This is a genomic window from Mycobacterium sp. 1245499.0, from assembly GCF_001673615.1.
In the GTDB taxonomy this organism is placed as follows: Bacteria; Actinomycetota; Actinomycetes; order Mycobacteriales; family Mycobacteriaceae; genus Mycobacterium; species Mycobacterium europaeum_A.
This window is the reverse complement of the sequence record NZ_LZMG01000316.1, coordinates 1-22,125: the sequence shown is the minus strand read 5'-3', so window position 1 is coordinate 22,125 and position 22,125 is coordinate 1. Positions and strand designations below refer to the sequence as shown.

Genomic DNA, 22,125 nt, shown 5'->3' with positions numbered 1-22,125 from the left:
GGCTCAGCGAGCGCGTGCTGGCCTACAGCGGGGTGGCGCAGAAAGACCAGCCCGCCGCTCAGATCAGGCTGGGCGAGGCTCGGGTGCGGCTGAGTTCACTGCGGGCGCTGGGGCTCGGACCGCCGACGAGATCGAGTCGATCGTCGTCAGCGGCGAACGGGTGAGCCGGTCGGTGCGGGCCGACGCGCGGTTGGCGGCCGCGCGCACCGTGCACGAAAGCCGGGCGATCATCGCCGATCTCATGGAGGCCGCGGGCGCCAGCGCACACTTCTTGTCGAGCCCACTGCAGCGCGCCAAGCGCGACGTGGATATCGCCGCGGGACATGTCGTGTTCGACTACGACACCAGTCGAGAGTTGGCCGGGGCGTTGGCGATTGGCGCGAAGATCTCACCCATCGCCATGATCTGATTTGGCTTGGCCCGTCCCCGACTCGCCCAGCATCACGGCCAGGAATCTTTCTCGTTGAGCCACCGAGCGGGCCTGCTCGGCCGAGGTCGTGAGGTGCAGCAGGCCGATCCCTGCGGCGAAGGTCAGTTCGGCGCGCAGTCTGGCGTCCTCGTAGCTCAAACCGTAGTCGCAGTAGGCCTTTATCACGGTGCGCAGCAGCAGCCGGTCGGCGGCGCGGATGTTCTCGGCCGCCACCGGGTCCAGGCGGGCCCATTCGCGCATCGCCCGCTCGAGCACCCAGTATTTGGGGCTGACCAGCGTTTCGGTCAGGGCCGACAGCCGTTCCCGCGGAGGTAGCCCGTCGAGCTCGGTCAGCGCCTGACGGTCGCGCTCCAGGAATTTGTTCCACGACTCGACCAGTGCGGCCCGATACGCTTCGATGTCCTCGAAGTGCCAGTAGAAGCTGCCGCGGGTGACACCCGCCTGCTGGCAGAGGCGTTCGACCTTGAGTGCGCGCACTCCCTCATGGGCAAGGACGGTGTAACCCACCTCGAGCCAGTCCTCGGCTGACAGGCGGGTCGACGGCTGCTTGCGCTCCACCATTCCATGGACATTACGGGAGGCCCCCCTGGTCGGAGGGAAGATTAGGCAATCTCGGTAATTACTTTTCGCCTGACCCCGTCGGCGGGACGGGGAGCCGGGCGGTCTCGTCGAGGTCCACGTCGAGCGCGTTGAGCATCAGCGCCAGGCCCGCGTATCGGGCGATGACCATCAGCGCTTCGACGGTGGCCTCCGAGCCGAGGGCGGTGTGCACTTCTTGGAAGAGCGGTTCGGCGACGCGGCGGGTGGTCACCAGTTCGGTCGTCAGGTCTAGCACCGCCAGCTCGGTAGCGTCGAATTGGCTTGTTTTCCAGTCGGATTCGGAGGTGATGGCGTCGATCTCGGTGCGGTCGACTCCCACCGTTTGTGCGACGTCCTGGTGTTGGCCGAGTTCGTAGGGGCAGTCCATCAGGTAGGCGGTGCGCAGCACGATCAGTTCGCGAAGCCTTCTGGGCAACACCGGGCTGGTCAGCGCGGCGTCGCCGGCCACCATCCAGCCGGTGAACACCTTTTCGGCGTTGGCCAGCGCGCGGTACACGTTGAGATTGCCCCGCCGCGCGGTTAACTCGCGGGCTCTGTCGGGCATCTGTTCGGGCTGGCGATACGGGATCCGGGTCACTTTGGCAGTTCCTGGTCGGGGCTGGAAAAGCTCGGGGTGTCGATCTCGAGGTCGACGGCGTTGAGCACGAGCGCCAGGCCGTAGTAGCAGCTGACGATCATCAGCAATTCGGTGAGCGCCTCGTCGCCGAGCAGGGCATGGGCCGTGGCGAAGGTCTCGTCACTCAGGTGGCGGGTGGTGCACAGCTCGGTGACCGTGTCGATGACGGTGCGTTCGTCGTCGGTGAAGCCGGCCGCGTCGAGGTCCGCTTTGTTCTGGATGGCATCGATCTGCTGGTCGGTGAGCCCCGCAGTGCGGCCGAAGATGACGTGCTGGGCCAGTTCGTAGGGCGAGTCCTGCAGGTGGCCCACCCGCAGGATGATCACTTCGCGCATCCGCGGGGTGAAGGTGGGACTTTTGAACAGTTCGCCCGTCATCTGTGCCCAGCCGTCAAAGATGTTGGGCGCGTTGGCGATTAGTTTCAGCACGTTGAGGGTGTCCGGGCGTGCGATGGGTTGCTTGATCCCCTCGGGTTGGCGGTCGGTGCTGACCAGAGGCATTCGCGTCATCGTCGAGGTCCTTTCTTGCGCGTCGGGTGCTTCGACTGTAGTGAACACCGCAATTCTTCGATTGCGTTTGATTGCAGGTTATTTCGCTTCGGGTCGCGACGTCACTTGGTGACGATAGCCGAGTTGTAGTTCGGGGCCCACGCCTGCTCGAAGACGGCGATGGGGACTTGCTCGTCGCGGCCGGTACTGATGCCGCTGTCGTTGAGATGGACCACACCGGCCCTGCTGTCAATGCCGGTGACCACCACGAAGTGGTTTGCATAATTCCGCTTCCCGGGGCGGTTCCAAATTGTTTCGGCATTGAGAATGGCGATGACCTTGTGGTTGCCGCTCAGCTTGCGCGCCACGGCGGCGGTATCGGTCTGAATGTTCTCGGCTCTGATCCAGTAGTGCCACAGCAGTACCGGAAGGTCGGCGATATCAGTGGTGCCCGTCGGCGTCCAGATCGGTTTGTGACCCGCTGTGCTCGCTGTGTTTTCGGCCAGAGTGATCATCTGCTGTTCGGATGGCTCGCGTCCGGTAATTTGGCCGACCACATCGGCCACCGCCATTTCCCCACAGTCGGAAGCGTGTTGTTCGCGCCAGTAGGACGCGGCCGCGACGGGATCGCCATGCATTCCCAACTCATGGTCGGCGTCGGGGACGGGAACGCCCGGGTTGGCGTGCACCATGGCTGCCGATATCACCGGCCACGCGGCAACCGCGGCCAACAAAGCGACCCGGCCGAACGTTCGTGCGGCGCTGGCGACCTTTGCCCGCGAGATGCTCGTCATGGGTGTCCGCTCCGGGGCCGCCGCAACGGCTTATAGATGTGACGAAAAAAGCTTCAGGTTGTGGCCCTGGACGGAGATTTAACAGAAACTCGGCAAAAATACCGCACGACACGCGGATAGTTATTGCTATCAAATCAAACTGGTAGCCGTAAGGCCCAAGACTGGGTGACGCACGACGAGCACCCCGACGGCCAGTGCGAACGCAGACCGCGTGCGCAGCGCATCGGCTCCGGCGCGAAAGTTGTGCTTGGTTCTGCACAAGATCGGCTGCAATAGCACGCAGCGGGACCTTCATCTCCAGGCATCGGCGAAGCATGTCAAAGGCGTGGTCGTATGAAATCAGGCAGCTGCTTGGCGAGAACGGCATGAGTGGGGTCGGGGCCCGGACTCAGCGTCGGCACCGTTTCCCAGGTTTCGCGGGCGACGACGGCAATCCCGTAGTCGATTTCAAGGTCAAGGGGCAAGGCGCCGCTCGGATTACTGACCACCGCGTAATCCCACCGTTTCGTTTGTTGGACTCTCGAGTGCTGAATCTGGAGTCGGCGTTGGGGGCCTGTTGCGCCCGTCAGAGGCCAGCACACTGAATTATAAAGAGAGTAGATTTATATGGAGCGTAGACAGGCATCGCCGAGATCACTATAGAAAGCGCAGAGGTTCCGCCGACCGTCGCCGAATGCTGTGTAGTCTGCACAGGCTCCCCATGGCGTCTTGCTAAGACTTCTCGACTACCACGTCGTCTGGCTTCGCTGAATTGACAACAGTCCACTGAATGAGATTGCTCCTCGGGATCGCTTGGGCAGGAACAGCAATCGAGATCAACCCGACGAGCTGGTCCCGCGTAACCGGCGTCGAGGCATCGTCGGGATCGCGATCAGGCACGACCGACACGAGGACGACGCCTCTCGTCGACGATTGTCCCAGCACCGGAACAGCATTGTTCTCGACAATAGGCCTGATGGCCGCTCGGTGCTTGCGATCCGACCCGACGAAGTCGATTCGCCCGGCGCGGCGCCTACGCTTAACGATGGACACATAGCCGCCCAGCTCGGGGATATCGAAGAGTCGTCCACCAGTGTTGGGCCACGTCCACACAACTGCCCAGTCACTGATGCGCTGGTCATGGGTAGCTTTTTCAAAGAAGCCGGTGAAAGCTTTGATGTTGGCCTTGTATTCGGCGTGCCATGCGAGCTTCTTGAACAGCTGAAGAAACTCGGTGGCGTCGATCAGACCGACCCTCGCCCGCTGCCGGTAACGCGATTTCCCGTCGAGCTCGTAAGGAAGCATGACTTCGGTCTTCGCGTGCGTGAGAAGCGGCACGATGATGTCGTCAAAGTTCGAGCGGTTTGCTGCGTCATGGCGGGTAGGGATGCCATAGAGGTCCTGTACGTCCGCTGGCGCCTTACTGGCGATGACGGCATTCCACATCTTGTTGCGGGCGGTCGGTTTTAGCCACGGTAGGTGCTGGCTGACGAGTGGCGGGATATGTCGCGGCTCCAGCATGGGCATGCCATTCTCGTCGAACCCTTCGTACTGCCTGAGCTCGGCTCTAAACGCTTCCTCGTCCATCAACAGCGCTTCGTACGCCTCGTACAGATCAACGTTGGCGTCTCGGCGGATATACAGCCGAACGAGGTCCTGGTAGCCGGGTCGGAACCCGAACCAGCGGCCAGCCTGCATTAGGGTGTCCGCCTGACCAGCCTTGCGCCTGAAGTACGAGATCGTCAGACCTTCGACGGTAAAGCCTCGGCTTAACTGCGTGCCACCTACGAGGATCCGCCAGACCTTGTCGGCTTCGAAATCGAGTTTCTTTTGCTGCTTTTGGATCTCCTTATCGGAGTTGACAATCAGAACCGGGTTGCTGTCAATTGTCATCTGTGCAAGGGCATCTCCGATGAAGGGTTTGAGTGCTTCGAAGGAAGGCGGAATGGCTTCGTCCTTTGCGCGCGCGTTCATCACGGGGAGAAAGTCTTGCTCGTAAAGGCTTCGCAGACGGGCGAATCCCTCTTTCGAATTGAACTTTGAGGTGCTCCAGATCCCGCGGACGTCGTTGGCCGTGTCGGCATGGACGCTCGTACTGGTTGATTCATGAACGAGCATTGTGTGGTGTCGGTAAGTTCTTGCCGAAAAAACTTCCCGATACTTCTTGATGGCTCCGGTGAGCACCCATGCATCGAGCGCCTCTTGCAGTTCAGCGATGCGACGGTCAGGGTCGGTATCCGTGTCTCCGACAAGCGCCCGTACGTGGGCCAGCTCGTTGGAATTCGCGACGGTTCTCGCCTCTTCGTCCCAACGCGTGCCTACATCGTGGAACTCCTGGACACCCATGTACGCAGGAGGTCGGTCAAGCGAGAGCACAAAGTCGGCGGGGAAAAGGTCTCGTTCGTCATCCGGATCAACGAAGACGTTGGCGAACGGTGTGGCGGTGTATCCAACATACTGTGCCCGAGGACAGATCTGTAGGATCTTGGTGATCAGTTCATTGATCGTTGTCCGCTTACGGTTCGCCGCGGAATTCTTGTTCCACTTCGCCGGGTTCGTCGTGTCTACGGAGGCCTGGTCGGACTCATCATCGATGATGAGGACCGGCAGTTCGGCAAGGTCGTTCTTGAGGGGCTTCAGATCTTGGATTAACTTCTTCAAGGGGGCGCTGTTTTTCTTGATGATCGCCACGTACGCGTCCGAGTTGAAAAGATTGACCTCATCGTTGAGCGGTTTCTGCTTGTTTCGGCGCGCGAATTTTAACTTCGTCATGGCTTGCGGTAGGCGCTTGTAGTCACTGTGGTGGCTGGTCACGCGCGAAATGCGAACGACGCCTGGAACATCCAACGCCGTACCATGCTTTACGAAGTTGTCAGCATGCCACTCAACATCCTGCTGGTAGTCGAGTTCTTTCGCGACTACCGGGTCCGTCGGGTCTTGGCCAGCGAGGATGTTCTCTACGCCCATGAGCTCCATGTCGATGCGCCGCTGAGTCTGAGATCGAAGGATCTCGATTGTGCCGGTCAGCACGATGATGAGCCGGTAACCCGCATCGATCGCCTTGGCCGCCACTCCCGTGAAGTTGGCGGTCTTGCCGCTCTGGACGTAGCCAACGACGAGACCCTTGGTTTGCTTCACTTCGAGCCGCGTGGGACGCGTGAGCCGTTCGATCACATCGGTTGTCGTCTGGTCAAGCGAGGCGATCGACGGGGCTGGCCACTTCTTCGTGTCGCGAAGGTACGCCTCATAATCGTCCCAGTAAACGCTCGTTCGTAACTTTCGCTCTTCGGCGTACCAAGGCTCGAAATTCTTCGAGATGACAATGGCCTGGATTTCGAACACATCCACCCTTTGGGTGAAAGCTGCTGCGACCTCATCCGAGAGCCCAAGTGCGGCGTATATCGCTGCGCGCCGCTCCTTTGTCCGCGCCGGTGTGGGGTTGCCCGCGGCGTCAGGGAGCTCGCCTTGGTTGTCCCACTTGGCGAGTGCTATGCGCGACTGTGTCAGCGACGTATCGTTCTCGTCGGCATTGATAATGAAGGCCGCAAGATCTTGATCATTTACATGGGTACCCGAAAGAACTTGCAGCAAGGGGCCAATCGGGGCTGGCTGCTGATTCTTAAGCGCAACAAAGAGATTCGTCAATGCATCTGCCCACCCGGGGCGTTGGTCGGTCACTACGTCAATTCTCCTGGAAGTCCACGAATCCACCAATGGGGTCAGGCAGCCGCTCGTGATCCAAATCGGTCACATCTACTTTGTAGGAAACCTCCGACAAGAGACCAAAGTTCGGTACGACCGGCGCCAAAAGGGCCGGGGTCATCGCTGGGAAGTCAGCGGTTACTTCGTATGCGCGCGGCTCGGACCGGAGCACCCAGAACGTCAAGTACAGGTCGGCGTCTTCGTCCTGCCATCCGAGTGCATCCAGACTCTCGTCGATGGCGACCTGATAGCCGCCTGCGGTCGTCCGCACTTGTGCCACGATTTGCGGCAAGGTGCGACCAACGTCCGGGGAGCTCCGAGTCAATTGAATCGACAGAAGGCTTAAAGGCACGTTTCTTAGCGGCACAAGCTGGGCCAACCCATTAATCATGTGCTTACGCCGCTCGCTAGTGGTGGTCTTAACCTCAATATGGACGGCGTCGAAAGCGAAGTCGTGCTCCTCCGAAAACGGACCCTGCCAAGCGGCGATCGCCGGCCCAGCGCCGATCTCGTGTATGAGGAACTCGAGGAGCAAGAGCTCACCAAAGAGACCTACTTCTTTCTCGGTTGTAAGGCCACCTCGGCTTGCGAGCACGTTGCGGTGCCGGGCCACGGCCGCTGCGACTGCAGCTGCGAGTGGGAGCTTTTCAAGTTGAAGTTCATCAGCGATCGTGGCTAGCAGGCCGTATGCTCCGTGTGCGTTGCCCTGCACTCGTACTGTCAACTCAGCGAGTTCCGTATCGCCCTCGACGACCGCCTTAAAGTGGATGTTTTTTAGTTTTGCGACGTCAGGCTCTGGAATGGCATAAGGCGCGACCAGCGTGATGAGGCTGTTTTTCGGATCAAGCTGCAGGCGGCAGGTAGGGTCACCTTTGATGGGCAAGACCATCGGCGCGCCGTTCTTCCACAAGTGGTCGAGCGTCGTGAATGTAAGATGGCGTGCGTCGCCAACTGATTCGGTCATCAGTGCCTCTATCCCCATCCACGCATACGCTGCTCGGCGATCACAGCAGCGCCGAGAATGCTTTTCCACAAAGCGATCTCATCCTTGTCTCTGGCCCCAAGATGTTGGCCCTCGAAGAGGTGATGGGTCAACAGGAACATCAAAGCCTTCAACACGGGTGCGTCATTCAGACTGCCGCCGTTGGGCGCAAACAGAGGTCGGTAGCGACTATTCAGTGACAGCGTCTTGCTACGCAGATCGACGTCGAAGAACTCCCCTTCCGGCATTCGCCGCCACTTGAGGTCGATTGAATCACCTTGGATATAGGGCAGCTCAGAGCCGATCCGTTTGCGGACCGCCGGCGCAAAACCCTTATCGGGTCTGATCACGGGATTGCGCTTCCGTTTTCGCTTGTTCGCCTCCGCGTAGACCGACTCCGCATCCTGCAGGTATTCAATGAACGTCGTGCCGTCCGCAGCGGCCGCTCGGCTGACCGCGTCGTGAAAGATGGGCTCGAACTTCAGACCGCTCTTTTCAGGGTTCATGGTTAGGAAATGCCCAATGGCGTCGGTGTCCTCAAGCACGACGCGAGCCAGTTGCCGAGCAGCGCTTGGGTTAGCGGTGTCGGACCAGCCGCCGATCTGAAGTAGGCGGTCGTTGCGGTAGATGTAAAACCCTTGAAATTGTTCCCCAGGCTTAGCACCGATTCGAAATCCGGTGATGTCCGACTTGGCTGGCCAGATGTGGCATGCGAGCTTCACCCGTGTATCACCGGCGGCGGCAATTAGGTGCTTCGGGTACTGGGGATGCCCAGACCGCGCGTAACCAAATGGGTTGATCGGCATTACGGGAATGCCTGGTTCGGCGAGCGCCTCATTCCGTTCGTCGACGAGGACATTGATCTGCAATCGCTTCTCAGCGAGCAACCTGTGGAACGTGACGCCCAGATGTGCACGCAGCGCATCGTTTCGGGTGGCAAGCCATTGACGTGCCTCATGCATGCTGTGACCGCGATAGGCATTGCGCACTTCGGTCCAGATGACCGATGTGCCTTCTGCCGAGCCTAGGATTGCTTGACGCTCAGAGCCATGTTGGGCGGCGGCGTCGGCTGAAAGGACTTCGCAAGTGAAATCGCGGGAGAAGTCCGCTCGCCGAATTCGCCGTCCCACGGGAATCGCTGCATACTTGCTGGACCATACGGTGAGTACATCGCTGTGTCCGAAAGATGCTGCCTTGAGTCCCATACCGAAATGTCCGAGGTCTCCTTGGGTGTAGGCGCGCTGGTGGCCAATGGTCATCGCGGCGTTGATCGACTCCGCATCCATGCCCCTGCCGTTGTCGTGGACCTCCACCTCGACGAGTCGATCCCCTTGGGTAAGCAACCTGACCGAGACGTTGGTCGCACCAGCATCGATGCTGTTGTCGACAAGGTCTGCGATTGCGGACTCCAACGTGTGGTTGGCCCCAAGGCTTTTGACCAGTCCTGCGTCCGGAGCAAGGGTGATCCGTCGTACGACGTCGTGGTCTACGCTCATGACTCGACGGCCGCCCGCGCAGCTGATTTCTTCGCCGCTCGAACGCATTGAGCGGACGTCGGCGGTGGGGCCATGAACGGGGCATCGCCGAGGCTCTCGATGATCGTGTGGCGGAGCGCGCGATCGACGCACTGATGTTCTTGCGCCAAGAACTCGTCAGACGGCGCGCTCTGGCCATCGACCGGTCGCGCGAATAAGACGGGATGAGTAGCACGCCGTCGGCGAGCCCACCAGAAGTAGCGCACGGACAAGCGCACGCGGAGATTCAAGGTTGCCCGCGTCGCCTCAGTGATCGCCTCCACGGGCAGTAGCCCGCCGATGAGCTTCCGCTTCAAATCGTCCCCCCAAATCCACGCGTCCGGCGCCAGCATCTCCAGAAGTTCGTATCAGGGGCGCACGACATAGGCCGTCATGACCTGCTGCGGGCCGAACGAACTGCGGTCTCGACGCGGTCCGCGGCGCACTCAAGGCTTTCATGCTCCCAGATTCGGACCACGGTCCAACCGAGTTCGCGCAGATACGTGTCCGTCTCGCGGTCACGCGCGATGTTGCCGCGGAGCTTCGCCTCCCACCAAACTCCATTCTTCTTAGGCATCGTCTTGTGGTCAGGGCACCCGTGCCAGAAACACCCATCCACGAACACAACTACACGCTGCAAAGGGAATACAATGTCGGCCCGCCGCCGCGACATTCCAGGTAATGGTCGATGAACGCGATACCGTAGGCCGCGGGCGTGTAGTTCGCGCCGCAGCACCATCTCAGCATCGGTGTCGCGCCGCCGCTGCCTTGACATGCGGAGCGAGGTACGTGGATCGGTCAGCGGTGTCCCCGACATCTGCTACTCGTCCTCAAATATGGAGAAGAGGCTGCTCCATTTCCCTGTATCGGGCGCCAAGACACTAGAGCGTCGGTACGGGCAGGCGACATCCTGGCACAGCCCCCCCGCAAATGGCTGAACACCGGCAGAGACCAGTTGGTCCAAAAGTGCGGTGGGCGACATGACGCCCAAGGCCCGCCCGTCCACGACGGCTCGGCCGAGAACGGCACGATCACGGGTCAAGAAGACATGCGCCCCCACCGACTGAGCTTCGCCAACAAGATCTCGGTCGGCGCCCTCGGGGAGACCATCGATCGTTCCGTATTCATGGAGGTCTTCGAAATCAGCTGGTGCTACGACGGTCCAGTCGCTGTACTGAAAAGCAAGCGTCTCGCCCAGGGCATCGATTGCCCGTTCACGCTTCGCGAGAACGTGATCAGTACCCCTTCTGCCGTCAGTGCGTGACCGCGGGGTGGCGATGAACCGGATGTCGCGCATCAACCAGACGTCTAGGACACTTCCAAGCGCCAGCAGCTCAACCTGGTAAAGCTCCCCTACGTGCGGTGCTCCACCATCGAGCAATGTGTTCCCGTGCTGTTGCATGTCGATGAGGATGTTCGAATCCAGCGCAACGACGAGCGGCCCGTGATACCCGGCCGGAAACAACGCGGGCAATGCGGCATGGCAGAACCCCAAGCCCCCATCGTCACTTACTGCGTGCAGCACGACCTCGAGCGTATGCCGTGCCAGCCCAGGAGTGTAACGAAACGCCAGCCTACTGCCGCCGAGTTTCCCGCCAATGTCGGCGGAGCCGGCTATGGTGCCTACATGGCGCAGGGACCACGCTCTTCTTCGCGCGGCAAGGTCCGCGTGCTCGACCTCTTCAGCGGCGCAGGCGGACTAAGCGAAGGTTTCTCCAAAGCATCAAAGCGTTACACAACAATTCGGGCAGTAGAGTTAGACGACGCGGCCGCCGCCACATACGCCGCCAACCATGGCAAGACCACGGTATATGCAGGTGCGATCCAGGATTGGCTGAGGAACGAAGAGGTCCCACAGGCCGATGTGATCATCGGTGGACCACCTTGCCAGGGCTTCTCGGCCCTGGGCAAGCAAAACGTGCGCGATTCACGAAACAGGCTGTGGGAGTACTACGCCCGTACGATTGGCAAAGCGCGGCCACGGCTGTTCGTGCTCGAAAACGTCCCGGCCTTTTTGACGTCGTCGCAGCACAAACGATTCCGCGAGATGTGCAGCAGCAGAGGAGAACTTAGCGACTACGCCTTCGAAGCCGAAGTACTAAATGCCGCTGACTACGGTGCCGCCCAGATACGCAAGCGAGTGATCCTAATAGGCCACCATCGAGACATAGAATTCCCAGGCTTCCCGAGTAAGACGCATGGTCCGCCGGAATGGCGCACTGTCAAGGAAGTGTTGTTGGGGCTACCCGAGGTCGTCAGGCAGCTAAATCTTCCTGCTCGCTGGTATGAATTCCGCGGCAATATGTTGCCTGGGAGTTACCGCACCGATGAACTGCACGTAACCCGGCACTACGAGCACATATCGCTGCAACGGTTTGCCTATATTAAGCCCGGGGGCAACCGCTTTCAATTGCCCGACGATCTGAAGCCAGACTGTTGGCGCAAGCACACATCTGGGGCCGGTGACGTAATGGGCAGGCTGTGGTGGGACCGACCGTCCGTGACCATCCGAACCGAGTTTTTCAAGCCCGAGAAGGGTCGGTATCTTCACCCGACAGAACCGCGCGCCCTCACTCATCAGGAAGCGGCGCTTATCCAAGGATTTCGGGACAGCTACCGGTGGGTGGGCACGAAGACCTCAATCGCACGACAGATCGGCAACGCCGTTCCCATTCCGCTCGCGAAGGCCCTTGGAAGGCACCTCGAAGCGTTCCTTTGACTGGAGCAGCTTATGGAAGAAACTCAAAAAAAAATCACTTCGAAGTTCCTCAACTCCAATAAGTTTTTACCGTACATTGATGAAATTCGGTTTCCGATGTACAAGTCACTCGCTGACGGACTCGTCCTTCCGTTGGATTGGCCGATCATCGCTCTCATCGGTCCGAACGGCACCAACAAATCCTCAGTCCTACAAGCGATCTCATCAGCACCAGAGGGGCGCAGCCTCGCCCAGTTCTGGTTCTCTACGGATGTCGACGACATCGACGCAGGCCCACGCGGCAAGGTTGATCACCGATTCATCTATAAGTACCGGTTTGATCTTTCCGGAATCAGCGCCGAGTGCAGGAAGTACCGGGGATCCAAGAAATACAGATCGGCCGATGTACCGTGGCAGCTTAGAGGCCGACGAGACCCCGACTATTGGGAACCGACAAAACGAGTTACATCCGACGATATGGCTGACATTCCCGTATCGGGGTATGACGACCGGCTCTCCAAAAGCCGCGACCGTTGGAATCCGATTCAGAAAAATGTTGTTTACCTCGATTTCCGTTCGGAACTCAGTGCGTTCGACAAGTTCATCCACCATCAATCGTTCGACCACTGGACGCCCGACGCAACCCAAAAACGCTATAAGGCTGTGGTCCGGTCCGAGTGGATCGCCAGAGCACTAGCGGGCAAACAGCTCCCGAAAGCCGAGCGCCCAAAACTGATTGCCCCCGTGCGATACCTCGCGGAGGAACAGGTGTCCCATATATCGACCATCCTTGGTAAGCCGGTCGGTAAGATCGCCATCGTCGAGCACCGATTCTTTGGGCCAAGCGGATACACCGTCCGACTTCATCTCGTGGGAAACCAAATTGCCTACTCTGAGGCTCATGCCGGCAGCGGAGAGTACGCTGTAGTTCGGATGGTCGACGCGATTTCGAACGCCCCACCGCAGTCCCTGATACTTCTCGACGAACCTGAAGTCTCCCTACATCCAGGCGCCCAAACAGAGCTTATGAAGTTCATCGAAGGCGAGGTTCTCAAGAAAGGGCATCAGATAGTCATATCGACGCATTCGCCTGCACTTGCCGCACGCTTGCCCGACCAAGCAATCAAAGTCTTCGGCTTCGATGCCAGTCAGCAGAGAGTCGTTCTAGTCGCAGACGGGTGTTCGCCTACCGAGGCGTTTGCCCACCTCGGACACACGACGGCAGCGCCTACGCGTCCCCGACTAATCGTTGAAGATGAGTTAGCCGCTGAAATTGTACGGGCTTCCCTTCGTCGCCATGCGCCCACCAAGCTGAACACGCTCGAAATCGTTCCATTTCCTGGCGGCGCTGACGGGATCGTCCAGAATGTCCTCCCAACATTGGCAATCACCCATGTTGACAAGACTGGGATTCTTCTCGACGGCGACCAGCGTCCCACGACTTTCGATTCCGAGCGCACCGTCGAAACCGAGGCGGATGTAGGGAAAGCGATGTCCAACTTGACGGCACTGACGGAGCTGTGGACAAACCAGTTTCACAAGACGCGGCCAAATCTTCACTCCGACTCGAACGGCGGCCGGGACACGGACGTACTCCACATCTGTATCACGTGGGCTAACTCCCATCTCGGCTTCTTGCCCGGGAAGTCGCCGGAAGGAGCCGTTGCGGTGGCAGCCGATGCTGACGTAGTTCAGCCAGCCGATGGCTGGAAAGACTTCTGGGAAAGGCAGGTGCGCATGCACTATCACCTGACCGACGCTGAAGTGGTCACTTCCGGGCAGATCTTGAGTCTTCAGCGGAGCCAGCTGGCGGAACTTCCAACGGAAGCCGACCTCCTGCTACAAGTACATGAGGCGGTAGCACGAATTATCGACTGGTAGCCCCCTGGCCGCCGCCTATCTCGGCCCAAGTGTCGCTGGTGGGTTAACCTCCAATAGCGCCAAGCATGTTGTCTGCTTGCCCCAGCCACATGGCGGCACCGTACTGCCACTGCTCCCAGGCGTGTGCGCCGGTAACAAACGTGCTTGGAGTGATGCGGTACGCCGGCGCAACTACGGCCGCGCAGGCAACGCCGCCAACCACCCCTCCGAAAGCAACTCCAGCAACTGCCCGTCCGGATCCCGAATCATCGCCATCGCCTGACCGACGCTCCCCTCAACCACCGCTCCCCCGAACTCGGCCACCCGAGCCAACACACCAGGCAGATCCGACACCGAGAATGAAATGTGCGTCAGACCGATCTGGTCCGTTGTCCGCTCCGAGCCCGCATGAACCTGACGCTTCGAATAGTCCATCAGTTCCAGCACCAAGCCATCGCGCACCAGATAGGTCGCGTGCACCCCGAGCGGCTCGGGCAGCCCCACCAGCTGGGAGGTCGGGCCGTCGGGCGGGTCGAGTTCCCACCAGAACTGGAACCCCAGCAGGCCCTCGTAGAAGCGGCGCGACCGTTCGCGGTCCGCGACGCATAACCCAACGTGGTTGAAAACCGTCCGATGGCTCGTCATAACGACCTTTCCGCAGCAAACCGGGCCCAGGCGGTCGCGCCGACCGACCTGCAAACCGCTTTCACCACGCCGCTCAAACGCGTAATAATGCAAAGATAATAAAGCGCACCGCCGAAGAGGCAGATCACCTTCCGTTGGAGGGCTTTTCGATGGCCACACGTCCGAACGTCAGCGCCGACGCGATCGTTGACTTCGACCATCATTCCGACGCTTTCAACCTCAACGAGCTGGCCGTCAACGCCGACCTGCGGCAGCGATGTCCGGTGGCGTGGAACGAGAACTACGGCGGGTTCTGGTTCCTCAGCAGTTATGACGCCGTAAGCCAAACCGCCCGCAATGGCGGCACTTTCGCCCACAAATACGAGCCCAACGCGCCAGACGGCGTCGACTACCAAGGCGAGATGGGCGTCCCCCGCCCCGACGGCCAGCCGGCCCTGGGCATCGGCGAGGTCGACGGTCCCTACCACCAAGCCCTACGGCACGCGCTCGCGCCGTTCTTCTCCCCCGGCGCCGTCGAGAAACTCAAGCCGTTCATGGAGCAATCCGCGCACTGGTTCCTCGACCAACAAATAACAAAAGGGCACATGGACTTGGTGCTCGACTACGCCAGCCCGGTCCCGGCCATCCTGACCATGAAGTTGATGGGCCTGCCCTACGACAATTGGCACTTGTACGCCAACCTCTTTCACGCCGTCATGGCCGTCTCCCAAGACAGCGAAGAGTACGCGCAAGCGATCGCCAAGGTGCCCGCCATGATGGAAGAGGTGCTCGAGTTCGCCGCCGCACGACGGGCCGACGCCCGAGAAGACCTGACCAGCTTCCTCGTTCAATTCGAGTTCGACGGCCAGCGCCTCACCGACGAACAACTGCTCAACATCCTGTGGAACCTCATCGGCGGCGGCGTCGACACCACCACCTCCCAGACCGCGCTCACCCTGCTGCACCTGGGCACCCACCCCGACCTCCGCCAGCAACTCATCGACCACCCGGAGCTGCACCGCACCGCCACCGACGAATTCCTGCGCTACTTCTCGGTCAACCAAACCCTCAGCCGCACAGTCACTCACGACGTCGTCCTCGCCGGCCAACGCCTGCGCAAGAACGACAAAGTCGTCATCAGCTGGCTGTCGGCCAACCACGACGAAAACGAGTTCGACCGGCCCGACGAGATCATTCTCGACCGCGCCCCCAACCGCCACGTCGCCTTCGGGCTGGGCCCACATCGCTGCATCGGCTCCCACCTGGCCCGGCTGATGTCCGGCGTGATGGTCAAGGCCGTCCTCGACCGCATCCCCGACTACGCAGTCGACGTCGAAAACGTGCACCAATACCTGGGCAACCCGAGCATGACCGGCCTGGGCACGCTCCCGGTCACGTTCGCGCCGGGAAAAAGCCAACAAACAGAACGGCCCTGGTAATCGCTCAAAGCACTTGCGCCACAACGCCCGCGATGATGTCGTCGGGGGCCTGAACGATCCCGACCGCACCCAGTTGGCCGCCGATGGCCAGCGAGGCGATGCCGTGCACCAGCGACCACAACGGCGCGGCCACCTCCCGAGGATCCCGATCCCCGACGATGCCGGCCTCCTGGCACTTGGTGATCGCGTCGAGCAGGTCGCCGAACGCCTGCTCGCCGGCCACCGCCACGCTCGGCTGCTCGGCCTTCAGCGACTCCGCCCCGAACATCACCTGATAGTGATCGGGGTGGTCAATGGCCCAGCGCACATAGGCGCGGCCGAGCTCGACCACCCGCTCCTTCGGATCGGAAGCGCGGTCGGCGGCCGCGGCCAGGTCGGCGTGCAACTGCTGGAATCCCTGTTCGGCGACGGCGGCCAGCAGCTCCGCCTTATCGGCGAAGTGCCGGTACGGCGCCGCGGCGCTAACGCCTGCGCGCCGCGCCGCCTCGGTGAGGGTGAACCCCTTCGGCCCCTTCTCGGCCACCAGCGATAGCGCGGCACTCGTCAGCGCCCGCTTGAGATCACCGTGGTGATAGCTCTGACGCCGCCGAACGGCCGACCGCTGCACTGCCATGTTGACGACATTAACATTAGGATCTATGTTAATGCTATTCACATCGGCGACCAAGGAGACGAAATGTCGAATCTGCTGGAAACCACATCGACGCTCGCCGGCACCCACGACCGGGAAAAGACGGCCGACCTGCTCGGTCAGGCGTTCGCCCAGGGATACCTGCAGGTGGACGAGTACGACCAACGGCTGCAGACGGTGTTCCAGACGCACACCGCCCAAGACCTGCGCGACCTCGTCGCGGACCTGCCGCTCGATCGCGTCCGGCGCCACGACCCGCGCCGCCGCGCCGCCCGCCTCGCCGCGGCCCGCCGTGGAGTGCGCGCGCACCTCGCCGCGTACCTCACCATGTGCGTCATCGTGCTCACCGTCTGGGCGGCGGTCGCCCTGACCACCGACGCCACCTACTTCTGGCCGATCTGGCCCATCCTCGGCGCGGGAATCGGATTCGTCAGCCACGCCGCATCGATACCGCGTGGCAAGCAAAGCCGTTGAGCACCAGCACTCTTCGCTAGGAGAAGCTATGAAGAAGACGGCAGTGGTCACCGGCGCCAGCTCAGGGCTGGGCGCGATCTTCGCCGAACAGCTGGCGCAACGGGGTTTCTCGTTGGTGTTGGCCGGGCGGGACCGGACCCGGCTCGAGGCCGTCAAGCAACGGATCGGGACGGGCACGGACGTCGAATTGGTCGTCGGCGACCTTGCCGCCAATGACGGTGTCGAGGAGCTAATCGCCCGTCTGGACGGACGGGCGATCGACGTGCTCGTCAACAACGCGGGCTTCGGCACCTACGGCCCGTTCGCCGAAATCGACGCCGGCCGCGAACGCGAACTCGTGGCGGTCAACGTCGACGCGCCGGTCCGCCTAACCCACGCGGTCCTGCCCGGGATGCTGGCCCGCGGCCGCGGCGGCATCTTGAATGTCGCCTCCACCATCGCCTTTCAGCCCGGCACCTATCAGGCCACCTATGGCGCCTCGAAGGCGTTCGTGCTGTCGCTGAGCCAGGCGTTGTGGGCCGAGACCCGCGGCTCCGGTGTCACCGTGACCGCGCTGTGCCCCGGACCCACCCAGACGGGATTCGTCGACGCGCTCGGGTCGGACGTCTCGCACACCGCGATCTACCGCCACCTCGCCGAACCGGGTCCGGTGGTGACCGCCGGGTTGCGCGGTCTCGACCGCGGCCGCGCGGTGGTCGTGCCCGGCTGGCGCTACCGGGTGATGGCGACGGGCGGACGGCTCGCGCCCGGATGGTTGTCGGCGCTTATGAGCGGTCGAATGCTGCGCCCCGCGGCGGCGCCGGCGAAGGCGGCGTGACCACCCTTGCGCCGCCTTCGCGCTAGCACATCCGCTAGCGCGTTTGGAAATCGTTTCATGGCCGGAAACCCGTGACGCATGTGACGTTTGGGGCACCGCGGCCTCGGACCATCCGAAACGCAGCGCACGCGGTTACGACGCTGTCGCGTACTGCAGCACCGGTTCCGAGGAATCGACATGCCCGTAGCTGATGATCCGCAGCCGGTTCGGCCGCACCTCGTAGACGACGCCGTCGACCGGGTTTGTCACGTCGAAGCCGTCATCGACCCGCTCGGCATTGGACAGCTCGATGTGGGCGCCGTCGCGAATCCGCTCGCCGCGGTAATAATAAGTGCCGCTGAGGTTTTGGCACACCACCGCCAGCGACTTAGCGGTGCGCACCACCAAGGCCGGCGGATTGCCCGGGTCGCACCGGGCCGTCTCGCCGACGAACCCTAGACCGTCGGCGCCCTTCACCGGGCGAGACAGCGTGGGCGTCAACGGCGGCGGCGCCGTAGGTGACGGCGACGCCGCCTGTGCAGTCGTAGGCGGCGGAGACGTCGACCCGTTGTGATGAGTACCGCCAACCAAATTCATCGACAAGACCAGTCCGGCGATCAACAGCACCGCCGCCACCGCGGCCACCACCACCGGAGTGCGACCGATCGCCGGCCAACGCCACGAAGGGCCGGACGCAACAGGCCGCTCGGGACCGCTGTCAGCGGGCTTGTCAAGTTCTGGCAGGGGGACGGTCGGCAGCGGGCGTGTCTTGGGAGGCGGTCCGCTTCGCCCGGCGGCCACACCCACCGGCTGCTCGTAGGCCGCGAATACCGCGTCACTGGCGGCGCGGGCAAGTTCACCGGCAGATGCGAATCGCGCCGCGCCGTGTTTGGCCATGCCCCGGGTGATGATGTCGTCGTAATCGCGGCCGACACCGCGGCGCATGATGCTGGGTCGCGGCGCCGGCGCCAGCATGTGCGCGCGCTTCAGCTCCCCCGCGTCCTCGCTCTCGAACGGCGGTTGACCGGTGAGGCATTCGTAGAGCACGCACGTCAACGAATAGACGTCGGTCTGCGGCCCGACCCGCCCGGTGGTGAAGCGCTCGGGCGCCATGTAGGTCCGTGAGATCGTCTCGTCGCCGGCGGCCTGGGCGATGCCGAAGTCGGCGAGGTAGGTGAAATGGTCGTGGGTCAGCATGATGTTCTCGGGCTTGACGTCGAGGTGCAGCAGCCCGGCGGCGTGCGCGGCGTCCAGGGCCCGGGCCACCTGCGCGGTGATCGACGCCGCCCGCGACGGCTCCAACCCGCCCTGCTCACGCAGCAGGTCTTTGAGGCTGCCCCCGTCGTCGACCAGGTGCATGTCGATGAAGGGCACGCCGTCGATCTCGCCGAAGTCGTGCAGCGGCATGACGTGGGGCTCCTGCAGCCGCGTCACCTTCCGGCACTCCCGCCAAAGACGTTGCTGGAAGCCGGGGTCCGCGGCCGTCTCACCGCGTAACAGCTTGAGCGCGACCATCCGGTCCTTAACCGTGTCGTACGCGCGGTAGACCTCGCCCATGGCCCCGGTGCCGATCAGTGATCGCAGCTCGTACGGCCCAAACCGGGTACCGAGCCGCGAACCGCGGGACGAGGAGGTCAACAAACGATCCTTTCTCCTTCAAGACAGTCCAACGCCGCGGATTCCCGAATCGGGCGTCGACATAACGTGCGCAGCCTCACGCGTGTCGCTACTCCGAGACACCGCTGACGGCCGCTATTGTCACCCGGCCAGACCCACACGAGCCTTCGCGAAAACTGCGCCCGCCCCACCCTAACGGCGTCTCTGCTCGCATGCATCCCACCGATACAGTGAGTAATTGTCCGGCACGTAAGAAGGTGAGGCCTTCGATGACCGACATGACGGCGCAATTCGCGAGGATCGTCGGCGAGCACAACCTGCTTACGGGCGATGCGATTTCCGACGGCTACGCGCACGACGAGGTGCTGACCAAGCCGCCGCAGAAGCCCGCATACCTGGCCAAGCCGGCGGCCGCCGACGAGGTCGCGCAATTACTCAAGGCCGCGTCGGAAAACCGCGTGCCGGTGACCGCCCGCGGTTCGGGCACGGGCCTGTCGGGCGCGGCGATCCCCCGGACGGACGGGTTGCTGATCTCCTTCGAGCGCATGAACGCCGTGCTGGAGGTCGACGTCACCAACCAGGTCGCGGTCGTGCAGCCTGGCGTGACGCTGACCGAGCTGGACGACGCGACGGCCGGCACCGGGCTGCGGTACATGGTGCACCCGGGCGAGCTGTCCTCCAGCGTCGGCGGCAACGTCGGCACCAACGCCGGCGGCATGCGCGCGGTCAAGTACGGCATCGCCCGCCACAACGTGCTCGGGCTGCAGGCGGCGCTGCCGACCGGCGAGCTGATCCGCACCGGCGGCAAGATCGCCAAAATCTCCACCGGCTACGACCTGACCCAGCTCATCGTCGGCTCCGAGGGCACCCTGGCCCTGGGCACCGAGGTGACCGTCAAGCTGCATCCGCGCCTCGACCACGCCGCCACTGTGCTCGCGCCGTTCGCCGACTTCGATCAGGTGATGGAGGCGGTGCCCAAGATCCTCGCCAGCGGCCTGGCGCCCTACATCCTCGAGTACATCGACAGCGTGACGATGGCCGCGCTGGTACATACCCAGAATCTCGAACTGGGCGTGCCCGACGCCGTCCGGGACAGCTGTCAAGCGTATCTGGTTGTGGCGCTTGAGAATCGGACCGCCGAGCGGCTGGACGAGGACGTCGAGACGGCGGGTGAGCTGCTCGCCGAGCTGGGCGCGGTGGACGCCTACGTGCTCGAGGGCGGGTCGGCGCGCAAGCTCATCGAGGCGCGCGAGAAGGCGTTCTGGACGCTCAAGGCGCTCAACGCCGACGACCTCATCGACACCGTCGTGCCGCGCGGAGCCATGCCGAAGTTCCTGTCCGGCGCGCGCGGTCTGGCGGCGGCGGCCGCTGCTGCCGCGGCGGGCTGCGGGCACGCCGGTGACGGCAACGTGCACTTGGCCATCTTCTGCCCGGACCCGGCGATCCGAAAGCAGCTGCTGACCGACATCTTCGCGCTGGCAATGGAATTGGGCGGCGCGATCTCCGGTGAACACGGCCTGGGCCGCGCCAAGGCGCCCTACTTCGTCGAGCTCGAGGACCCGGTCAAGGTCGACCTGATGCGCCGCATCAAGGCGAGCTTCGACCCGGCCGGCATCCTCAACCCCGATGTCGCGTTCGCATCGGGTAGCGAGTAGTCAACGCGCCGTTGCCAATTGGCTCACGATATCGAGCCGGAGGAACTCCGGCGCCTTGATCACCCTACGCAGCATGAAGCGGATGAACGCCGGCATGTCGGTCGCGTTCGCGTCGCGGAACACGACCGGCGCGCCCAGCTGGTAGCGCCGCCGCCTGGTCTCCAGTTCACAGCCCCCCGCGGCGAGGACGTTGCGCACCCAATCCGTCTCGGGACCGTAGGTCAGCGCGATCACAAATCCGTTGTGGCGGCGAAAGACCCACAGCGGGGTCCGAAAGGTGCGTCCCGATTTGCGCCCGCGATGGACGACAACTCCCCATCCCGGCGCCCACGGAGCGATGTACTTGGTGAATCGGTTGAGGCCGACCTTGTTGAACCGGGCGACCCATCGTGGTGCTGGCATCTCCGTAACTCCTCACGTGGAGAATTTATAGATCCAGGCTAAAACCCGGCCGCCCGGAAGTCAACGACTGTAGAATTTCTAGACTGTGCCCCCCATCGGACGACGCCCGGGCAACCCGGACACCCGCAACGACATCGTGGCGACCGCCCGACGGCTGTTCGCCGATTCGGGATACGACAAGACGTCGGTCCGCGACATCGCCGCCGGCGCCGGCGTCGACCCGGCGCTGATCCGGCACTATTTCGGCAGCAAGGCCGAGCTATTCCGGTCCACCATGGGGTGGCCCTTCGACCCGGCCGAAATCAGCGAACGCATCGCTCGCGGCGATCGCAGGGAAATCGGCGAGCGCCTGACGCGGGTGTTCTTCGCGGCATGGGAGCAGCCGGACTCCCGAGCATCCCTACTGGCGATCCTGCGGGGTGCGGCCACCCACGAAGAGTCGGCCACGCTGGTGCGCCAGTTCATTCAGGGTCAGCTGTACCCGGAGATGGCCAAGCTGCTGTCAGGGTCGGACACTGAACTGCGCATCGATCTGGCAATGGCCCAACTGCTGGGCATCGCCTACCTGCGCCATGTCCTTCAGGTCGAGCCGATCGCGTCCGCCCCGGCGGACGAACTCGTTGCGCGGGTGACGCCAGTTGTCACCGCCCATCTCACGTCGCGGGGCTGACAACCTCGGCCTGAAAACCTCAGCTACGCAACGGCTCTCGACCGATCGCCGGCGTGACGGACGCATCCACGTCGGTTTCTTCGTGGTCGGCGAGCCAGCGTTCGGCGTCGATGGCCGCCGAGCAGCCGCTGCCCGCGGCGGTGATGGCTTGGCG

Annotated in this window: 21 protein-coding genes and 2 pseudogenes; 8 read left to right on the top strand and 15 right to left on the bottom strand. The window is 62.5% G+C overall.

What is annotated here, in order from left to right; genetic code table 11:
* Positions 1–409: pseudogene (locus tag A5646_RS19205) on the top strand (acyl-CoA dehydrogenase); the annotation flags it as partial.
* Here A5646_RS19205 and A5646_RS19200 read toward each other — a convergent pair.
* The 10 genes from A5646_RS19200 to A5646_RS19155 form a co-directional block, all read right to left on the bottom strand.
* Positions 389–991, bottom strand: coding sequence for a TetR/AcrR family transcriptional regulator (locus A5646_RS19200; RefSeq protein ID WP_066880064.1), 603 nt, complete (start codon positions 989–991; stop codon positions 389–391). The pseudogene A5646_RS19205 and the gene A5646_RS19200 overlap by 21 nt on opposite strands.
* A gap of 58 nt (positions 992–1,049) precedes the next feature.
* Positions 1,050–1,607 (bottom strand): carboxymuconolactone decarboxylase family protein, encoded by a 558-nt coding sequence (locus tag A5646_RS19195; RefSeq protein WP_067023478.1) that lies wholly within the window; start codon positions 1,605–1,607, stop codon positions 1,050–1,052.
* Positions 1,604–2,155: a carboxymuconolactone decarboxylase family protein gene (locus A5646_RS19190; RefSeq protein WP_156748867.1), complete on the bottom strand. Its 552-nt coding sequence runs from the start codon at positions 2,153–2,155 to the stop codon at positions 1,604–1,606. The genes A5646_RS19195 and A5646_RS19190 overlap by 4 nt, the downstream gene beginning before the upstream one ends.
* A gap of 101 nt (positions 2,156–2,256) precedes the next feature.
* Positions 2,257–2,928, bottom strand: a complete 672-nt coding sequence (locus tag A5646_RS19185; protein ID WP_067023470.1) for a hypothetical protein — start codon at positions 2,926–2,928, stop codon at positions 2,257–2,259.
* A 317-nt stretch (positions 2,929–3,245) separates the two neighbouring features.
* The gene (locus A5646_RS29095; protein WP_156748865.1) at positions 3,246–3,416 is read right to left on the bottom strand and encodes a hypothetical protein; all 171 of its coding nucleotides are present in this window, start codon (positions 3,414–3,416) and stop codon (positions 3,246–3,248) included.
* A 223-nt stretch (positions 3,417–3,639) separates the two neighbouring features.
* The gene (locus tag A5646_RS19180; protein ID WP_067023468.1) at positions 3,640–6,585 is read right to left on the bottom strand and encodes a Z1 domain-containing protein; all 2,946 of its coding nucleotides are present in this window, start codon (positions 6,583–6,585) and stop codon (positions 3,640–3,642) included.
* A gap of 4 nt (positions 6,586–6,589) precedes the next feature.
* The gene (locus A5646_RS19175; RefSeq protein ID WP_231997755.1) at positions 6,590–7,573 is read right to left on the bottom strand and encodes a PD-(D/E)XK motif protein; all 984 of its coding nucleotides are present in this window, start codon (positions 7,571–7,573) and stop codon (positions 6,590–6,592) included.
* 8 nt (positions 7,574–7,581) lie between these two features.
* Positions 7,582–9,087: an ATP-binding protein gene (locus tag A5646_RS19170; protein WP_067023465.1), complete on the bottom strand. Its 1,506-nt coding sequence runs from the start codon at positions 9,085–9,087 to the stop codon at positions 7,582–7,584.
* A 409-nt stretch (positions 9,088–9,496) separates the two neighbouring features.
* Entirely contained in the window at positions 9,497–9,922 is a 426-nt protein-coding gene (locus A5646_RS19160) for a very short patch repair endonuclease (protein ID WP_067023462.1), read from the bottom strand.
* A 3-nt stretch (positions 9,923–9,925) separates the two neighbouring features.
* Positions 9,926–10,630, bottom strand: coding sequence for a hypothetical protein (locus tag A5646_RS19155; protein ID WP_156748863.1), 705 nt, complete (start codon positions 10,628–10,630; stop codon positions 9,926–9,928).
* On the opposite strand from A5646_RS19155, the gene A5646_RS28335 reads away from it, so the two are divergent.
* Together A5646_RS28335 and A5646_RS28330 are read left to right on the top strand one after the other, a co-directional pair.
* The gene (locus tag A5646_RS28335) at positions 10,622–11,824 is read left to right on the top strand and encodes a DNA cytosine methyltransferase (protein WP_231998379.1); all 1,203 of its coding nucleotides are present in this window, start codon (positions 10,622–10,624) and stop codon (positions 11,822–11,824) included. The two genes, A5646_RS19155 and A5646_RS28335, sit on opposite strands and share 9 nt — an antisense overlap.
* A 12-nt stretch (positions 11,825–11,836) precedes the next feature.
* Positions 11,837–13,684, top strand: a complete 1,848-nt coding sequence (locus tag A5646_RS28330; protein ID WP_082975914.1) for an ATP-binding protein — start codon at positions 11,837–11,839, stop codon at positions 13,682–13,684.
* A gap of 171 nt (positions 13,685–13,855) precedes the next feature.
* On the opposite strand, the gene A5646_RS19140 is transcribed toward A5646_RS28330, so the two are convergent.
* The gene (locus tag A5646_RS19140) at positions 13,856–14,308 is read right to left on the bottom strand and encodes a VOC family protein (RefSeq protein ID WP_067023452.1); all 453 of its coding nucleotides are present in this window, start codon (positions 14,306–14,308) and stop codon (positions 13,856–13,858) included.
* A 149-nt stretch (positions 14,309–14,457) separates the two neighbouring features.
* Here A5646_RS19140 and A5646_RS19135 point away from each other — a divergent pair, with 149 nt between their 5' ends.
* Positions 14,458–15,726: a cytochrome P450 gene (locus A5646_RS19135; RefSeq protein ID WP_067023450.1), complete on the top strand. Its 1,269-nt coding sequence runs from the start codon at positions 14,458–14,460 to the stop codon at positions 15,724–15,726.
* Positions 15,727–15,730: 4 nt separating this feature from the next.
* Here the strand turns inward: A5646_RS19135 and A5646_RS19130 are convergent, their stop codons facing one another.
* Entirely contained in the window at positions 15,731–16,333 is a 603-nt protein-coding gene (locus A5646_RS19130; RefSeq protein WP_066871486.1) for a TetR/AcrR family transcriptional regulator, read from the bottom strand.
* Between the two features lie 69 nt (positions 16,334–16,402).
* Here A5646_RS19130 and A5646_RS19125 point away from each other — a divergent pair, with 69 nt between their 5' ends.
* Positions 16,403–16,831: a DUF1707 domain-containing protein gene (locus tag A5646_RS19125; protein ID WP_067023447.1), complete on the top strand. Its 429-nt coding sequence runs from the start codon at positions 16,403–16,405 to the stop codon at positions 16,829–16,831.
* A gap of 28 nt (positions 16,832–16,859) precedes the next feature.
* Positions 16,860–17,648 carry an SDR family oxidoreductase gene (locus A5646_RS19120; RefSeq protein ID WP_067023440.1) on the top strand — a complete coding sequence of 263 codons (789 nt, stop codon included), beginning with the start codon at positions 16,860–16,862 and terminating at the stop codon, positions 17,646–17,648.
* Positions 17,649–17,780: 132 nt separating this feature from the next.
* On the opposite strand, the gene A5646_RS19115 is transcribed toward A5646_RS19120, so the two are convergent.
* Complete coding sequence (locus tag A5646_RS19115) at positions 17,781–19,265, bottom strand: serine/threonine-protein kinase (protein ID WP_067023437.1); 1,485 nt, start codon at positions 19,263–19,265, stop codon at positions 17,781–17,783.
* Between the two features lie 248 nt (positions 19,266–19,513).
* Between A5646_RS19115 and A5646_RS19110 the strand changes: the two genes are divergently transcribed.
* On the top strand, positions 19,514–20,899 hold the full coding sequence (locus A5646_RS19110; protein WP_067023434.1) for an FAD-binding oxidoreductase: 1,386 nt from the start codon (positions 19,514–19,516) through the stop codon (positions 20,897–20,899).
* Here A5646_RS19110 and A5646_RS19105 read toward each other — a convergent pair whose 3' ends face one another.
* Entirely contained in the window at positions 20,900–21,301 is a 402-nt protein-coding gene (locus A5646_RS19105) for a nitroreductase family deazaflavin-dependent oxidoreductase (RefSeq protein ID WP_067023431.1), read from the bottom strand.
* Positions 21,302–21,386: 85 nt separating this feature from the next.
* Between A5646_RS19105 and A5646_RS19100 the strand changes: the two genes are divergently transcribed.
* The gene (locus A5646_RS19100; RefSeq protein WP_067023428.1) at positions 21,387–21,971 is read left to right on the top strand and encodes a TetR/AcrR family transcriptional regulator; all 585 of its coding nucleotides are present in this window, start codon (positions 21,387–21,389) and stop codon (positions 21,969–21,971) included.
* A gap of 19 nt (positions 21,972–21,990) precedes the next feature.
* Here the strand turns inward: A5646_RS19100 and A5646_RS29090 are convergent.
* A pseudogene (locus tag A5646_RS29090) lies at positions 21,991–22,125 on the bottom strand (thioredoxin-disulfide reductase); the annotation flags it as partial.

Bases quoted from the DNA above. Each gene is read 5' to 3' on its own strand.
- A5646_RS19200 (WP_066880064.1), bottom strand. From the start codon at position 991: ATGGTGGAGCGCAAGCAGCCGTCGACCCGCCTGTCAGCCGAGGACTGG.
- A5646_RS19160 (WP_067023462.1), bottom strand. From the start codon at position 9,922: ATGTCGGGGACACCGCTGACCGATCCACGTACCTCGCTCCGCATGTCA.
- A5646_RS19125 (WP_067023447.1), top strand. From the start codon at position 16,403: ATGTCGAATCTGCTGGAAACCACATCGACGCTCGCCGGCACCCACGAC.
- A5646_RS19175 (WP_231997755.1), bottom strand. From the start codon at position 7,573: ATGACCGAATCAGTTGGCGACGCACGCCATCTTACATTCACGACGCTC.
- A5646_RS19185 (WP_067023470.1), bottom strand. From the start codon at position 2,928: ATGACGAGCATCTCGCGGGCAAAGGTCGCCAGCGCCGCACGAACGTTC.
- A5646_RS19110 (WP_067023434.1), top strand. From the start codon at position 19,514: ATGACCGACATGACGGCGCAATTCGCGAGGATCGTCGGCGAGCACAAC.
- A5646_RS28330 (WP_082975914.1), top strand. From the start codon at position 11,837: ATGGAAGAAACTCAAAAAAAAATCACTTCGAAGTTCCTCAACTCCAAT.
- A5646_RS19135 (WP_067023450.1), top strand. From the start codon at position 14,458: ATGGCCACACGTCCGAACGTCAGCGCCGACGCGATCGTTGACTTCGAC.
- A5646_RS19190 (WP_156748867.1), bottom strand. From the start codon at position 2,155: ATGACGCGAATGCCTCTGGTCAGCACCGACCGCCAACCCGAGGGGATC.
- A5646_RS19105 (WP_067023431.1), bottom strand. From the start codon at position 21,301: ATGCCAGCACCACGATGGGTCGCCCGGTTCAACAAGGTCGGCCTCAAC.
- A5646_RS19170 (WP_067023465.1), bottom strand. From the start codon at position 9,087: ATGAGCGTAGACCACGACGTCGTACGACGGATCACCCTTGCTCCGGAC.
- A5646_RS19120 (WP_067023440.1), top strand. From the start codon at position 16,860: ATGAAGAAGACGGCAGTGGTCACCGGCGCCAGCTCAGGGCTGGGCGCG.
- A5646_RS19140 (WP_067023452.1), bottom strand. From the start codon at position 14,308: ATGACGAGCCATCGGACGGTTTTCAACCACGTTGGGTTATGCGTCGCG.